At 58.5% G+C, this 15,341-nt stretch carries 12 protein-coding genes; 8 read left to right on the top strand and 4 right to left on the bottom strand.

Annotated features, from left to right (window positions below; all coding sequences use genetic code 11):
• Nucleotides 1-122 precede the first annotated feature (122 nt).
• Nucleotides 123-845: a phosphatase PAP2 family protein gene (locus tag AACX78_RS10570; RefSeq protein WP_159166162.1), complete on the top strand. Its 723-nt coding sequence runs from the start codon at nt 123-125 to the stop codon at nt 843-845.
• An 84-nt stretch (nt 846-929) separates the two neighbouring features.
• Here the strand turns inward: AACX78_RS10570 and AACX78_RS10565 are convergent, their stop codons facing one another.
• A complete protein-coding gene (locus AACX78_RS10565; protein ID WP_059112171.1) occupies nt 930-1,760 on the bottom strand; it encodes a MetQ/NlpA family ABC transporter substrate-binding protein in 831 nt (276 codons plus the stop codon).
• A 445-nt stretch (nt 1,761-2,205) separates the two neighbouring features.
• Between AACX78_RS10565 and AACX78_RS10560 the strand changes: the two genes are divergently transcribed.
• The 6 genes from AACX78_RS10560 to AACX78_RS10535 all read left to right on the top strand — a co-directional run bounded on the left by AACX78_RS10560 (nt 2,206) and on the right by AACX78_RS10535 (nt 9,675).
• Nucleotides 2,206-2,340, top strand: a complete 135-nt coding sequence (locus AACX78_RS10560; protein ID WP_265342327.1) for a hypothetical protein — start codon at nt 2,206-2,208, stop codon at nt 2,338-2,340.
• A 767-nt stretch (nt 2,341-3,107) separates the two neighbouring features.
• Complete coding sequence (locus AACX78_RS10555; RefSeq protein WP_159166161.1) at nt 3,108-3,476, top strand: hypothetical protein; 369 nt, start codon at nt 3,108-3,110, stop codon at nt 3,474-3,476.
• Between the two features lie 19 nt (nt 3,477-3,495).
• Entirely contained in the window at nt 3,496-4,035 is a 540-nt protein-coding gene (locus AACX78_RS10550; RefSeq protein WP_159166160.1) for a hydrolase, read from the top strand.
• Nucleotides 4,036-4,467: 432 nt separating this feature from the next.
• Nucleotides 4,468-6,345 (top strand): serine protease Asp, encoded by a 1,878-nt coding sequence (asp, locus tag AACX78_RS10545; RefSeq protein WP_159166159.1) that lies wholly within the window; start codon nt 4,468-4,470, stop codon nt 6,343-6,345.
• Between the two features lie 18 nt (nt 6,346-6,363).
• Entirely contained in the window at nt 6,364-6,825 is a 462-nt protein-coding gene (locus AACX78_RS10540; RefSeq protein WP_159166158.1) for a serine protease chaperone, read from the top strand.
• Nucleotides 6,826-7,293: 468 nt separating this feature from the next.
• Nucleotides 7,294-9,675: a beta-glucosidase family protein gene (locus AACX78_RS10535; protein WP_159166157.1), complete on the top strand. Its 2,382-nt coding sequence runs from the start codon at nt 7,294-7,296 to the stop codon at nt 9,673-9,675.
• Between the two features lie 96 nt (nt 9,676-9,771).
• Here the strand turns inward: AACX78_RS10535 and AACX78_RS10530 are convergent, their stop codons facing one another.
• Both AACX78_RS10530 and ppsA read right to left on the bottom strand, forming a co-directional pair.
• Nucleotides 9,772-10,749 (bottom strand): helix-turn-helix transcriptional regulator, encoded by a 978-nt coding sequence (locus tag AACX78_RS10530; protein ID WP_159166156.1) that lies wholly within the window; start codon nt 10,747-10,749, stop codon nt 9,772-9,774.
• Between the two features lie 354 nt (nt 10,750-11,103).
• Complete coding sequence (ppsA, locus tag AACX78_RS10525; RefSeq protein ID WP_201302830.1) at nt 11,104-13,482, bottom strand: phosphoenolpyruvate synthase; 2,379 nt, start codon at nt 13,480-13,482, stop codon at nt 11,104-11,106.
• 320 nt (nt 13,483-13,802) lie between these two features.
• On the opposite strand from ppsA, the gene ppsR reads away from it, so the two are divergent.
• The gene (ppsR, locus tag AACX78_RS10520; protein WP_021140498.1) at nt 13,803-14,615 is read left to right on the top strand and encodes a posphoenolpyruvate synthetase regulatory kinase/phosphorylase PpsR; all 813 of its coding nucleotides are present in this window, start codon (nt 13,803-13,805) and stop codon (nt 14,613-14,615) included.
• A 128-nt stretch (nt 14,616-14,743) separates the two neighbouring features.
• Here the strand turns inward: ppsR and AACX78_RS10515 are convergent, their stop codons facing one another.
• Nucleotides 14,744-15,031 carry a hypothetical protein gene (locus AACX78_RS10515; protein ID WP_159166154.1) on the bottom strand — a complete coding sequence of 96 codons (288 nt, stop codon included), beginning with the start codon at nt 15,029-15,031 and terminating at the stop codon, nt 14,744-14,746.
• Between the last annotated feature and the right edge of the window lie 310 nt (nt 15,032-15,341).

The raw sequence follows: 15,341 nt of genomic DNA, 5'->3' as shown, positions 1-15,341 counted from the left end.
GACACTCATTTGTAAGCCCATGTTACAGCCAGACCTGCGCGACTTGACCGACCCGCCGAGGCTGGCACAATGACGCCTCTTTTTTCCTGCCCGTTTAACGCGCACCTGTTACGAGCCTTGTTATGCCGACTCATGCCTCTTCGCTACCGCGCCGTCAGGTGCTTGGTTTCAGCGCCGCCCTGATCCTGCCGCTACTGTTGCTGGCCAGCCTGCCCTGGCAACCCTTTATGAGCCAGGCCCTGCAATCGGGCTGGTTGTGGTGGCCCTACGCCCTCACCCGCATGGTGGATGTGCCCGGCATTGCCATCAGCATTGCCGCCCTCCTGCTGCTGACCCGACACAAGCTGACGCTGAGCCTGCCCGCCATGCTGGCACTGGTCTGCGCCCTGTTTGCCATGCTCGCTGGCGACTGGGCCATTAAAAGCATCATCAAGCACCTGACCCAGGAGCCACGCCCTTATTTGCTCTGGCTGGAGGGCCAGAGTCTGATCCCCGCCATCCAGCAGTTCTACTCAGGCAGTGTCGAGGTACGCAGCGAACAGGTGCATGCGGCGAGCCTCTTGCTGGCCCTGCCCGAATGGCTCACGGACCACTGGCAGGCAGAAGTGAACTACGCCTTTCCCTCCGGCCACAGCATCGCCGCCATGAGTCTCGCCCAGTTCTTCGGCCTGATCTGGCTGGCCCGTGCCCCTTCAGGGGTCTGGCTGCTGCCACTGTGGGCACTGGGCATAGGCCTGTCGCGCATGCTGATCGGCATGCACTGGCCGATGGACGTGCTGGCGAGCGCCCTGCTCGGCAGCCTGACCGCCCTGTTTGCCGCCCGCTGGTGGCTGCGCCGCTACTGACGTCTGTGACCATGCCAACAAAAACGGGCACCTTCTGATGCCCGTTTTTATTGGTGCGATAACGTCACATACCGATAGCCAGGCTCAGTTGCTGGCACTCTGCCCCTGCCAGCCCTCGGGATACTTGTAACCCACGAAGCGCTTGGCGGCATAGGCCTTGAACTCGGGGGAGTTGTAAGCAGCCGCCACGTCCTTGGCGAATGGCTGATCGGCATCGGCGCTTTTCACCACCACCCAGTTGATGAAGTTGTAGCTGCGCTCGAGGAACAAACCCTCGCTGAACGCAATGCCGCTGGAGGCGGCGAAGTTGCCGTTGATGACGGAGAAGTCCACGTCCTCCCGCGAACGCGGCAGTTGCGCAGCTTCCAGCTGGATCAGCTTGATATTGTGCGGATTTTTCGCCACATCAAACTCGCTCGCCTTGAGCGGATTGATCCCCTCCTTGAGGGTGAGCCAACCCAGATCCTGCAGCATCAGCAGAGCACGCGCCTGATTGGTCGGGTCGTTGGGGATGGCGACAGTGCTCCCCTCTTTCAACGCCTTCAGCTCGCCCAGCTTGCCGGCGTAGAGACCCATGGGGCCGGTCGGCACCTGGGTGATGGGAGCCAGTGACAGGCCCCTGTCTTTTGAAAAACTCTCCAGATAGGGTTTGTGCTGGAAGCAGTTCACATCGAGCGAGCCATCGGCCAGCGCGATATTGGGGGTCACGTAATCGGTGAACTCCACCAGTTTGACCTTGTAGCCCTTGGCCTCCAGCTGCGGCTTGATGGAGTCGGTCACCATGTCGGCAAAGTCCCCGACTGTCGTGCCAATCACTATCTCTTTTTTGACCGGATCGGCGGCAAGAACGGAAAACGGCAGGCTGCTGGCCAGCAGTGCCAGCGCTGAGAGGGTAAAAAAGGAACGACGCTGCATAAGGGACTCCCTGTCAAAATAATCATCAAAAGGTGGCAGGATGACGGCGACGACTACAATGGGCTTCTCGCCATAACCATCTAGCCATCCAAACGGCTGATGCGTGCAACCATAACAGAGCCTCTTCCCGTCGCCAAGCAACAAAACAGGGCAAGCTTAACCAAGCAACAGCCAAGCCCACACTTCATGCCTTGCTGGCCTTGATGCAGAAAATCTTTGATAAACCACACAGTATTGCCTTTGCCCCCTCCCCTAACAGGCCTCAACTGGCTTATTGTGATCATCAGTCGGGTCTGGGTAGCCAGAGCCCTTTGTCAGGCTCACCTTGCTGAAGAAGGCGCTCACTGGCAGCGTCATTCAGGGGCGGTAGCGTCTATCTTGGCAACAGAGCCCTGCTAGCTCGCATAGCAGGAGATAGTCTTATTCAATCCGTCGAGGAGTTACCGTGATCGATCACGTTGAAATCAAGACAGTGCATTTTGACGACTGCAAGCGCTTCTACCAAACCGTACTCCATCCACTGCATGTGGAACTCAAGTGGGCAGATGACGCTGCTGCCTGTTCGGCCGTGACAAGGTGAGCTTTTTGATCGAAAGGGGCGAGCGACATACACACTGCCATCTTGCCTTCAGCGCCACGACTCAGGCACAAGTCGATGCTTTTCACCTGGCGGGTATCCAGGCAGGCTTTCGCTGCAACGGACAACCAGGCTTTCGTGCTCACTATGCTCCTGATTATTACGCCGCATTCTTGCTTGATCCTGATGGGAACAATGTAGAGGCAGTGGCATATATTTAATGATGATAGGTTTTAAAGAAAGCATTACTTTGGGTTCGAGATAGAAAAGAGCAATTAAACAGAATAAACAGAAAGAAACGCTAATTATTTCGAGTAATTCCTCCTTTACCAACCAATTAAAAATATTGAAGGCTCGTAGAGGCAGAACTAGAGGGCTAGATAGAAACAGCATTATTTATTTTTTCCAAAAAAATCATATAAAAATATAACATTGGGTTGAAAATCATATTCTTGGCGATATAAACACCATCACAGCCCTCGCGCTCGTAAGAAACTTCTGACCACTCAATCTTTTACCAGGAATGCGCCTACATTCCCGCTTCCTAAAGCAGATAATGCAAAATGTCATAATTGTATGGCTGTTACTGAATTTACAATTTGAATTACTTTATTTTTGACTGATGCTGGCATTGCGGGTAGGTTTATGGGCCTTATCGACAGGGTGCCGTGACTCATATTTTATACGTCACCATGTCAATGGCGAACGACATGGAAGGCACGCTAAATCACGAGCAGGGAGCAAGACCACACCCTATTCAAGGAGTATTCATGAGCCCCAAACAACAGCTGATCGCCAAAGGCATCTTCATCGCTTCGACGCTTTTTTCTTTGGCCCTGATAGCGTTTGTTGCATGGTCCGTCGTCACGGTCAGCCCGCTGCACCCGGCCGGATCAGCCCCGTCACAGGGGGTCAGCATCGGCCTCGCACTGGCCATTGGACTGTTTGTCATGGCATTCAACTATGTAGCCTATCGCGGGCTCACTGAGCCGGTGAAGGGCTTCAAGGTCGTCTTCTGGTGCTTTATTGCGCTGCATCTGTTCGCCTTGCCGATCGGTACCGCCATCGCGTTGACCCTCATCTATTTGTGGAACCAGTCCCGTTCAACAGTTATCCGTCCACTGAGCGCCACACACTGATCTGACCCAAGGAGCCATCATGCTGACCGCCTCTACCACAGGCCTGCTGGTCGTCGATATTCAGGGCAAGCTGGCACGGCTCGTCGAGGATAGCCCCGCCCTGATTGCCAATAGCGCACGGCTGGTACAAGGGGCCCAGGCGCTGGGCTTGCCGGTTGTCTGGCTGGAACAGAATCCGGACAAGCTGGGGCCGACTGTGCCAGAGTTGCAGCCGCTGCAGAGCGGTGCCCCCGTGCTGACCAAGTTCAGCTTCGGCGCGCTGGGGGAGCCGGCAGTGGCAGCCGCCCTCGCCCGGACCGGCAGACGCCATTGGCTGGTGTGCGGCATAGAGGCTCATATCTGCGTCTACCAGACTGTGCTGGGGCTGCTCGGCAGCGGCGCCGATGTCTCCCTGGTGGTGGATGCGGTGTCGTCCCGCAGCGCCGCCAACCGCGACTTGGCCATCGCTCAGCTGGCCACCCGCGGCGCGCGGCTCACCTCGGTGGAAATGTGCCTCTATGAGCTGCTGGGGGATTGCCGCCATCCGGCGTTTCGCCCGATCCTGGCCTTGATTAAATAGCGGCTGACCACTCTCGGTCAGCACCTCACACACACGCGGCGCCACTGGCGCCGTTTTTATTGTCACTTGAGCACAAAACCCGCTGTCGGCATGGCAGGCTTGCCTGCCACACAACGCCAGCTTGGGGATGAGCCATATAAGATCAAGGCCTACTCAAAGCGGCAGCCTCGGCACGACCGCAGCCAGGGTGAATGATGAGTTAATAACATCTTGATCTATAAAGACAAACATCAATATCCACCAACTGAGAAATGTTCTCAATACAGCACATAAAGGGAATCGCAGGAACCCCCACATGGTTTGAAAAAGATTTGTAATGAGATTTTTTTGAGCCTTATCCCAGAACTGAAATGAGCGCTTTTTGGCTCTGTTTTTCCCGTGTATAGATGCCAGTCGCACCCAGGACGGTGCGATATAAGATGGAGTTTATCAATGAGAAAAACATCGTTGGCGTTGGCAATCTCGGCCCTGCTCTCGGCCCTGCCTATCGCTTCAGTTCAGGCTAATGAGAGTTGCACCCCACTCACCGGCAAAGAGGCCGGACTCGATACCGGCCGCAGCAGCGCAGCGCGCTGTCTGCCCGGCATCAATCCCCTGCAGGACCAGCAGTGGCATCTGCTCAACAGCGGCCAGAATGCCTTCAGCCCTCGCGGCGGCGTGGCGGGCAATGATCTCAACCTCTGGTGGGCACACCGCACCGAAGTATTGGGTCAGGGCATCAATGTGGCTGTGGTGGACGATGGCCTGGCCATAGCGCACCCGGATCTGGCAGACAATGTGCGCCCGGGTTCACGTAACGTAGTGACCGGCAGCGACGATCCGACTCCGACCGATCCCGACAGTGCCCACGGTACTTCGGTATCCGGCATCATAGCCGCGGTGGACAACAGCATAGGCACCTTGGGGGTAGCCCCTCGCGCCCAATTGCAGGGCTTCAACCTGCTCGATGACAACAGCCAGCAGCTGCAAAAAGATTGGCTCTACGCTCTTGGCGGCAACGCCGTCACCGCAGACAACCGGGTCTTCAACCAAAGTTACGGCATGAGCCTGGTCGATCCTGAAGGGGCCAACGGGCTGGATCAGGTGCAGCTCGATCGCCTGTTCGAACAGCGGACCCAGCAGGCCCAAGGCGCAGCCTATATCAAGGCAGCGGGCAACGGCTTCAACCGGATTGCTGCCGGCAACTATGTGCTCAACCGTACCGGCAACCTGCCCAAGCTGCCGTTCGAGAACAGCAACATAGACCCCTCCAACAGCAACTTCTGGAACCTGGTGGTGAGCGCCATCAATGCGGACGGGGTACGTTCTTCCTACTCCAGCGTCGGCAGCAACGTCTTCCTGAGCGCCCCCGGCGGGGAATACGGCACGGATGCGCCAGCCATGGTGACCACGGATCTGCCCGGCTGCGACATGGGTTACAACCGGGTGGACGATCCCAGCACCAACCGGCTGCACAACAACCCGCAACTGGATGCCAGCTGCGACTACAACGGCGTGATGAACGGCACCTCCTCGGCCACCCCGAACACCACAGGCGCCATGGCGCTGCTGATGTCCGCCTATCCGGACTTGTCGGTGCGGGATCTGCGCGATCTGCTGGCCCGCAACGCCACCCGACTCGACGCCAATCAGGTGCCCGTACAGATAAGCTACACGGCCGCCAACGGCCAGCGCCGCCAGGTGACGGGTCTGGAGGGGTGGGAGCGCAACGCGGCCGGCCTCTGGTACAGCCCGACCTATGGTTTCGGCCTGGTGGATGTGAACAAGACCCTGGCACGCGCCGCCAGCCACGAACCGCTGCCGCCACTGGTGCAGCTGCCCTGGCAGAAGGTGACGATCCGGGATCGCGTCGTTGGTGCCATCCCGGATGTGGGCAGCAGCCCGACCCGCTCCAGCACGCAGGTCGATCAGCCATTGACGGTCGAGGCCGTGCAGGTGATGGTGAGCCTGGATCACCAGCGGCTGCCCGACCTGCTGATCGAACTGGTCTCGCCATCCGGTACCCGCAGTGTGTTGCTCAACCCCAACAACAGCCTGGTGGGACAATCCCTCGACCGGCAGCAGCTGGGCTATGTGCGCACCAAGGGGCTGCGTGACATGCGCATGCTCTCCCACAAGTTCTACGGCGAACCGGCCCAGGGCGAGTGGCGCCTGGAGGTGACCGACGTGGCCAATGGCAGCCGCAAGGTCTCGCTGCTCGATCGCAGAACCAACACCCGCAGCACCCTGACCGAACGCAACAACAGCCAGCCGGGTCAACTGCTCGACTGGTCCCTGCGGGTACTCGGTCACGACGCAGCCCGTTCCTGATCACAGAGGAGTCATAACATGAAACACAGCTTACTCAGCCTTGCCCTAGCAAGCCTGCTGGCCTCGGTCTGCGTGCACGCAACGGCCGACGAATCGGTGGTGATCGATGGCAAGCAGTACAACACCATAGAGGTGAATGGCAAAACCTACCTGACGCCGGATAACGGCAGCAAGAAACGGGTCGCCCGCAGCCTGGATGGCAAGGTGCCACAACAGACCCTGCGCAGCGGCGACGTCCTGCTGCAAGGGGTCGCCAGCCCTGAGCTGACCGTCAGCGGTACCCTGCTGGTCGAGGCCGATGACAATCAAGCCAAGACGCTGGCGGGTCGCCACGGTCTGCAGTTCAAGCAGAGCAGCGGCGGTATCGCCCTGCTGGAGGCCAAGCCCGGCACGGATCTGAATGCCATCGCCACCCAGCTCAAGCAACAAGGAGTCAGGGTGCAGATCGAACTGGCCGGTGCACTGAAACAGCCAAAGTGAGCAAGCCCTTGCGCTGAGAAGCCCAAGGTATCTCGCACGCAGAGGGGGGCCGCTGGCCCCTCTCTTCTTGCCCGAGCACCTGTACCCTGCACCATGCGCCCTGCACCTCGCGGCAAATCGCAACCCAAGCCGGACCGCCCTGTTGCCACCATCCTCAATGGTGGGTCATCCAGCCTCCCCTTTCCCCTCCCTGCCGCGCAGCCTGTGATGCGACCCCTGTCACAACTTGGCACCCTTGCTCCCAACTGCACATTTCTCGCTCCGCCAAGGCAAGGCGCAGCCAGCCCGACTTGCTAACCTGCCTGCGGCTCCGGCCATGGCTGCACCCTTGCACATGCACCCTGGCCCACCCTGAGCCGTCATCGATATCCATGGGAACCCGCCATCAGAGCGGCCGCCCGGCCCGATCACTTGCCGGTGTCGATATCGCACTTGCCTTTTTATTCAGACAGTTACGAGGAAGTCTTCATGCCTATCACGACAAAAATGAAAGCGGTTTCACTCGGTGTCAGCCTGGCGCTGGCCGGGCTGCTGGTTGGCTGCAACCAGAACGACTCGGATCCCCTGGTAAAAGACGATGCCTACTACCGCGGCCAGGCCGAAGCCATGGTGGCCAAGCTCACCCTGGGGGAGAAGCTGGACCTGCTCTCCGGCCCAGGTTATGGCAGCGCCAACGGCGCCATCAACCTCAAGCAGGATGTCGCCGGGGTGGCGGGCTACATCAACGGAGTGGCGCGCAGTGCCGACGGCATCGACATTCCAGCCCTGAAATTGGCCGATGGTCCAGCGGGCCTGCGGATCAGCGCCAACCGCGACGGCGACAGCGCCACCTATTACGCCACCGCCTGGCCCATCGGCTCCCTGCTCGCCTCCAGCTGGGACGTCAGCCTGATCAAGTCCGTGGGTGAAGCCATGGGGGACGAGGTGCGCCAGTACGGGGTCGACATCCTGCTGGCCCCCGGCATGAACATCCAGCGCAACCCGCTCAATGGCCGCAACTTCGAGTATTACTCGGAAGACCCGCTGCTGACCGGCAAGATAGGCGCCGCCATGGTCAACGGGGTGGAGAGCAACGGCGTCGGCACCACCATCAAGCACTTCTTTGGCAACAACTCGGAGACCAACCGCAATCAAATCAACGACATCGGTGAGCCGAGAACCTTTCGTGAGATTTATCTGCGCGGCTTCCAGATTGCGGTAAACGAGGCCCAGCCCTGGGCAATCATGACCTCCTACAACAAGTTCAACGGCACTTATGTCAACGAGCGCAAGGATGCCGTAACCGATGTGCTGCGCGGTGAGTGGCAATTCGACGGCCTGGTGATGTCCGACTGGTTCGCAGGCGACGTGGCCAACAACGCCTACAAGCAGGTGCTGGCCGGGCAGGATTTGATTGAACCTGGCAACGTCAAGGAGCAGTTGCAGCAATCCATCGAGCAGGGCGATCTCGACGAGGCCAAGGTGACCGAGGCCGCCATCCATATCCTGACCCAAGTGATGAAGAGCCCCTCCTACAACCAGCTGGCCGTCAGCAACAGCCCGGATCTGACCGCCCACGCCAAACTTGCTCGCCAGGCCGGAGCCGAAAGCATGGTGCTACTGCGCAACGAAGCCGCCGCCCTGCCCATCGCCGTGACCAGCAAGGTGGCCAGCTTTGGCATCAACCAGATCAACACCTACAAGGGTGGCACCGGCAGCGGGGACGTGAACGCCGCCAGCACCACCACCATAGCCCGGGGGCTGGCCAGCCGTTTCCCGGTCAACGACACGCTGCAAACTTACTACGGCGATTTTTATGAGGCCAACAAGGTCTATCACGAGGGGCAATTCGGCGCCAAAGGCTACTACACCTGCGATGAGGCCACCGTCAGCCCCGAACTCGCCGCTTTGATCACTACGGCTGCCGGTGAGCAGGATGTGGCGGTCATCAGCATAGGCCGTCAGGCCGGTGAGGGGGCAGATCGCACCGACAGCAAGGGCGACTACCTGCTCGGCGATGACGAAATCGCCCTTATCGATGCGGTGAGCACCGCCTTCCACGCCCAGGGCAAGAAGGTGGTGGTGGTGCTCAACGTCAACGGCGTCATCGACACAGCCCAGTGGAGCCACAAGGTAGACGCCATACTGCTGGCCTACATGGCGGGTCAGGAAACCGGCCATGCGGTGGCCGACGTGCTGTCGGGGGCAGTCAACCCCAGTGGCAAACTGGCCCAGAGCTTCCCGTTAAGCTACGCCAGCGTGCCCTCCGCCGGCACCTTCCCGGGTGAAGATACCGACGGTGACGGCGAGCCGGACGATCTCTACTACAACGAGGGGATCTATGTGGGCTATCGCTACTACAGCACCTTCGACAAGGCGGTTTCCTACCCGTTCGGCTTTGGCCTCTCCTACACCAGCTTCGGCTACACCAGCCCCGCCATCACCAGCAATACCCTGGCCGATGGCGCGGCCGGCAGCCTGGTGCTGACGGCAACCATCACCAACACGGGCGCCGTGGCAGGCAAGGAGGCGGCCCAGGTCTATGTCACCGCCCCCGAGGTCAAACTGCAAAAACCGACCATAGAGCTCAAGGCCTTTGCCAAGACCAAGCAGCTGGCACCGGGCGCCGCCGAGCAGCTGAGCTTCACCATTCCGGCCAGCATACTCGCCAGCTTCGATGAGGCCAGCAACCAGTGGATAGTGGAGCCGGGCAGTTACAGCGCCTACATCAGCCCCTCTTCGGATGTCTCCGCCACCACGCCGGTCACCTTCACGGTGAGCAAGGAGATAGTGGTGAGCAGCACGACCCCGGGCACCCTGGCACTGCCGGAAGGCGTGGACCCTGCCACAGTGACCACTGTCACCAAATAAGCCGGCGACAGTGACAGCATAAAATGATGGGAGCGGCGTGCTAACGTGCGCTCCCATTTTCTGTACCGGGAACGCTTGACGAGACCAGCGCCGTTATTATTGGCGAGTATTTCGGTAAGCCAGCGGCGTCATATTGGTATTGGCCTTGAAGAAACGATTGAAGGCACTCTGGGAGGAAAAACCTACCAGGTCGCTGATATTTTGCAGTGGCTGGTCCCCATCCCCCAATAAACGGCACGCCTCCATCATCTTGACCTGTTTCAAAATAGCCGAGAAGCTGCTGCCCTCCCCCTGCAATTTCCGGTTCAGGGTCCAGCGGCTGATATTCATGGCCGAACAGACATCCTTAAGTAAATTGTCATCGCCCTCCATGACACCACTGCGAATGTTATGGCGGATCATATCAGCCACCAGATTGGCAAAGGGCACCCGCTCATCAATGTCGAGGCAGATATGCTCAAGCTGGCTTGTCTGCAAACGGCAAAGGGGTCTGTTATAACCATCGGCTCGGCTATCCAGCAGGGCATTGCTTATGGTCAGGGTGCTGCCAGGCTGATCCCAGCGACAGTGGGTACCAAAGAAGTGATCCAGCTGGCGGTGAGAGCCCAGCGGCGTGCCAATGAGCCCCACCGACACCGTCAGGTTTGGCACATAGACCCGCAGGATCCGGTAGAGGATGACAAAATTGGGGATGGCCTGGCTGGCGCCCAGGGCGGCAGGCCCTTGATTGATATATTCATATCGGGTGTGAAACGCCCCCTCCCTCACCTGAAAATCGTCGCAGTTGCCGATGACGGTGCGATAGGCCAGCAGGGCTTCGATGGCGGCGCGAGGGGACGGCTGGTTCAGGCAGAGGCTGATGAGCGCCGGATAGTGCTGGTAGAGCTCGGCGATATCGTAAGACAGTATGCCCTCGTGAAAGCCATTCAGATGCCGCTGCATCAGGCCCAGCATGCGGTAATGGCTGTGGGCCTGGATCCGGCCATGCTCACGGTGGATATCGAATGGCGTCAGACCGGCAGCCATCAGGATGGCATCCGTATCTCCCCCTTGCTGCTGACAGGCTGCCAGCATTCTTCTGATCACTTGATTTGATACGCTCTGTGACATTTGCCAGCCTTGGCCACATTAATAACAAGAAACATATTTATTGATGAATCGAGTACAAGTGGAACCTATATTTTCAACCTGACCCGACATGAGGTGAATATGGTGATCCGCCAGTCTGTCCATGACATGGCAGGGTTATTATGGCGTGGTGAGGCAGTGAACCTATGTAACGGAGTGTAAGATCAGGATCTGGCGCGCTTATTTTGGCAGAGAAGTAAAAATACGACGTAAAAATAACACCGAGCAGTTATTAAAAGATAAAAACGGCGCCCTGTCAGGGCGCCGTTTTTATTATCACAGTTGTTAATCAACACAGACTCAGCAAGCCTTGTGTTGCTCCGCCAGATAGAGCCAGGTATCGACCACTGTATCCGGGTTGAGAGACACGGAGTCTATGCCCTGCTCTACCAGCCAGGCGGCAAAGTCAGGATGATCCGAGGGGCCCTGACCGCAGATGCCGACATACTTGCCCGCCTTGCGCGCAGCCTGGATGGCCATCGACAACAACGCCTTGACCGCTTCATTGCGTTCGTCAAACAGGTGGGCGATGAGGCCCGAATCCCTGTCCAGTCCGAGTGCGAGCTGGGTCATGTCGTTGGAGCCGATGGAGAAGCCATCCACGTGCTGCAGGAACTGATCCGCCAGCAGGGCGTTGGAGGGGATCTCGCACATCATGATCACCTTCAATCCTCGCTCGCCACGGCGCAGCCCGTTTTCGGCCAGAATGTCCATCACCTGGGCGGCCTCACCCACTGTGCGCACGAAGGGGATCATCACCTCGACGTTGGTCAACCCCATGACGTCGCGCACCCGCTTGATGGCTTCACACTCCAGCGCAAAGCAGGGACGGAAACTGTCGGCTATGTAACGTGCCGCGCCACGGAACCCTATCATGGGGTTCTCTTCGTGGGGCTCATAGTCACGCCCGCCGACCAGGTTGGCGTACTCGTTGGACTTGAAGTCCGACATCCGCACTATGACCCGCTCCGGCCAGAACGCGGCACCCAGAGTGGCGATCCCCTCGGTCAGCTTGGCGACATAGTATTCCCGCGGGTTGTCGTAGCCTGCGATCATCTTAGCGATGGTGGCCTGAAGCTCCGGGCTCTGCTGGTCGAATTCCAGCAAGGCCTTGGGATGCACACCAATCATGCGATTGATGATGAACTCGAGCCGCGCCAGACCCACACCGGCATTGGGCAGCTGGGCGAAATCAAACGCCCGGTCCGGATTGCCGACGTTCATCATGATCTTGATGGGCAAGGGTGGCATGTTGCCCACTTCGGTCACAGCCACATCGAAATCGAGTTCGCCGTCATAGATTAAGCCGGTATCCCCTTCCGCACAGGAGACGGTGATGAGCTGACCCGGGGCAATATGATCGGTGGCGTTGCCGCAACCCACCACGGCCGGAATACCCAGCTCCCGGGCTATGATGGCGGCGTGACAGGTACGCCCGCCCCGGTTGGTGACGATGGCGGAGGCCCGCTTCATGATGGGCTCCCAGTCCGGATCCGTCATGTCGGTAACCAGCACATCGCCGGGCTGCACCTCGTCCATCTGGCTGATGGAGGAGATGACCCGCGCCGGGCCCGCACCAATCTTGTGGCCGATGGCTCGCCCTTCGATCAGCACCTTGCCCGCCTGTTTAAGGGCAAAACGCTCCAGGGTGTTGGCCTCCTGGCGGCTGCGTACCGTCTCGGGACGCGCCTGCACTATGTAGAGCTGGCCATCCTGTCCATCCTTGGCCCACTCGATATCCATGGGGCGACCATAGTGCTGCTCTATGATGAGGGCCTGCTTGGCCAGCTCCATCACCTCGGCATCCGTGATACAGAAGCGGTTGCGCTCGGTCTCGGTCGTGTCGACGATCTTCACCTGACGGCCATGACCTGCATCGTCCGAGTAGGTCATCTTGATAAGTTTGGAGCCGAGGGTCTTGCGCACCACGGCAGGGCGCCCGCCCCTGAGGGTTGGCTTGTGCACATAAAACTCATCCGGGTTGACTGCGCCCTGCACCACCATCTCGCCCAGGCCCTGAGCGCCTGTAATAAAGACCACGTCATTAAAACCGGATTCGGTATCCAGGGTGAACATGACGCCGGAGGCGGCGAGATCCGAGCGCACCATGCGCTGGACGCCGGCCGAGAGCGCCACGCCCTTGTGGTCATAACCCTGGTGCACCCGATAGGAGATGGCGCGGTCGTTGAACAGTGAAGCAAACACATGCTTGACGGCAATCATGACGGCATCGATGCCGCGTACGTTGAGGAAGGTCTCCTGCTGACCGGCAAAGGAGGCGTCCGGCATATCCTCGGCGGTGGCGGAAGAGCGCACCGCGAAAGAGGCATCCAGACCCGCACTCAGCTTGTCGTAAGCGGCGCAGATCGCCTGCTCCAGTGCTGGCTGGAACGGGGCTTCGATCACCCAGTCGCGGATCTGCTGACCCGCCCGGTTGAGGGCGCCTATGTCGTCCACATCCAGGGTATCGAGCAGATCATGGATCTTGCCGTTGAGGCCGCTTGACTCCAGAAACTCGTTAAACGCAAAGGCCGTGGTCGCAAAGCCACCCGGCACGGATACACCGGCACCAGAGAGGTTGCTGATCATCTCGCCAAGGGATGCGTTCTTGCCGCCAACTCGTTCTACATCTTGCATTCCGAGTTGTTCGTACCAGAGTACGTACTGTTGCACTTGCATGTCTCCAGGTTGGTGGGCTCGGGTGCCATGGCACCTTCTGCGCCAAATTAGGTGCGTGAGTTATATGCGTTATTGTCCGTTTCTACTGTTGCCAACGACCATGAAAACGTTTTCTACTTGTTGTCAAAAAAATCCCCGAGCAAGATTTGGGGATGGTCGAATGACACAGACATTCTACAATGCCAACACAAAAAGGTAACGACTCAGGTTTGCAAGCCACTTCACAACTTGGGAACAGCAGACCGGTTGACAAAATAGATATGGTTTCGAGAGATACTGACTGCTCGCAACCTCGCCAACCCGTATCACAGGAGCGTCCCGTGCACACCGTATTCTATGTATCCGACGGCACTGCCATCACGGCCGAAGTATTCGGTCACGCCGTGTTGAGCCAGTTTCCACTGGTGTTCGAACAAGTCACCATCCCCTTCGTAGAGACCCTGGAGAAAGCCAGGCAAGTGCGGGCGCGTATCGACGAGCAGTTCCGCCAGACCGGGCTGCGCCCCATACTGTTTCACACCATAGTCGACCCCCTAGTACGAGAAGAGGTGCTCAAAGCCCAGGCGAGCGGCCACGACTTTCTCAACACCTTCGTCAGCCCGCTGGAACAGGAGTTGGGGGTCAAGGCCGAGCCGAGACTCCATCGCACCCACGGCATGGAGAACCGCAAGCTCTATGACGATCGCATCGAGGCGGTCAACTTCGCACTGGCCAACGACGACGGCATCACCACCAAGGAGTATGAGGAGGCGGACATCATCCTCATCGGGGTCTCCCGCTGCGGCAAGACGCCGACCAGCCTCTATCTGGCGCTGCAATTTGGCATTCGTGCCGCCAACTATCCCTTTATCGAACAGGACATGGGCACCCTGGTGCTGCCCACCGCCCTCAAGGCCAATCGCCACAAGCTGTTCGGCCTCACCATAACGCCCCAGCGGTTGCACGAGATCCGCAATCAGCGCCGCGCCAACAGCCGCTACTCTTCGCTGGAACAGTGCGAGCAGGAGTTGGCAAGCGTGGAGCGGCTGTTTCGCCAGGAGGCGATCCGCTTCCTCGACACCAGCTCTCACTCGGTGGAGGAGATAAGCGCGAAAATTCTGGAGGCTACCGGCATGCGCCGTCAGCTCTATTGAAAGGGGAAAATATCTCGGAAATCAACACATTGCCGACTTCATCTCAGGTGGCAAGTTGACGGGACAGATAAGCAGAAATGAAAACGGAGCCCAATGCTGTAGCATATGGCTCCGTTTTTGTGGCACAGCTAGCGGGGACGAGAGCCAGTGCTGTTCAACTCCTTGTTGTTCATCAGCATGGCGTAAAAATTGAGTACGCCATAGCGCCTGCGTACTCGTTCAGTCAACCAGAGCGCCGGCAGCAGACCAACAGCGCCAGCTGTCAGCAGCACGGTTCGAAAGTGCATCACCAGATAGTCGTCACCCTGCACTGCCCAGACCAGCATGCATCCCGCCGCCATGGTCAGCAACAGGGGCGAGAGCCAGACCGTCAACCAGAGCGCGACGCCCAACAAGCTGCCAATAATACGTTGCATGAAGCCTGTCCTTTTCACTGAGGAGGCTTTATAAAACAGGAATCACTGAAAGAGTCAACTGAACAGCATTCGATTGTTCACAATACAGCCAGCCACTCCTCTTTTTGTATTTGGAGTCCTTAAAAACCTGCTTTATGCCGAAAAAACCAACGAATGATAAGGAAAACAGGTGCGTTGACCGCTGATTATCACTATTCTGCTTCCGTTGGTAGCCGCTACAAAAAACAACAAGCGACCTACCGTAACGAAATAAATACGGATTTCGTCACGTTTCAAGCACGCATTGCCGTGCAAGGTCACATGGAGTGAC

This window comes from Aeromonas sp. 9A (assembly GCF_963900955.1).
GTDB lineage: Bacteria > Pseudomonadota > Gammaproteobacteria > Enterobacterales > Aeromonadaceae > Aeromonas > Aeromonas salmonicida.
Note: the sequence above shows the minus strand (reverse complement) of the source record. Positions and strands in the feature narration are given on the sequence as shown.

Coding starts and splice junctions, on each gene's coding strand:
- AACX78_RS10570 (WP_159166162.1), top strand. CDS start 123: ATGCCGACTCATGCCTCTTCGCTACCGCGCCGTCAGGTGCTTGGTTTC.
- AACX78_RS10565 (WP_059112171.1), bottom strand. CDS start 1,760: ATGCAGCGTCGTTCCTTTTTTACCCTCTCAGCGCTGGCACTGCTGGCC.
- AACX78_RS10555 (WP_159166161.1), top strand. CDS start 3,108: ATGAGCCCCAAACAACAGCTGATCGCCAAAGGCATCTTCATCGCTTCG.
- AACX78_RS10550 (WP_159166160.1), top strand. CDS start 3,496: ATGCTGACCGCCTCTACCACAGGCCTGCTGGTCGTCGATATTCAGGGC.
- asp (WP_159166159.1), top strand. CDS start 4,468: ATGAGAAAAACATCGTTGGCGTTGGCAATCTCGGCCCTGCTCTCGGCC.
- AACX78_RS10540 (WP_159166158.1), top strand. CDS start 6,364: ATGAAACACAGCTTACTCAGCCTTGCCCTAGCAAGCCTGCTGGCCTCG.
- AACX78_RS10535 (WP_159166157.1), top strand. CDS start 7,294: ATGCCTATCACGACAAAAATGAAAGCGGTTTCACTCGGTGTCAGCCTG.
- AACX78_RS10530 (WP_159166156.1), bottom strand. CDS start 10,749: ATGCTGGCAGCCTGTCAGCAGCAAGGGGGAGATACGGATGCCATCCTG.
- ppsA (WP_201302830.1), bottom strand. CDS start 13,482: ATGCAAGTGCAACAGTACGTACTCTGGTACGAACAACTCGGAATGCAA.
- AACX78_RS10515 (WP_159166154.1), bottom strand. CDS start 15,031: ATGCAACGTATTATTGGCAGCTTGTTGGGCGTCGCGCTCTGGTTGACG.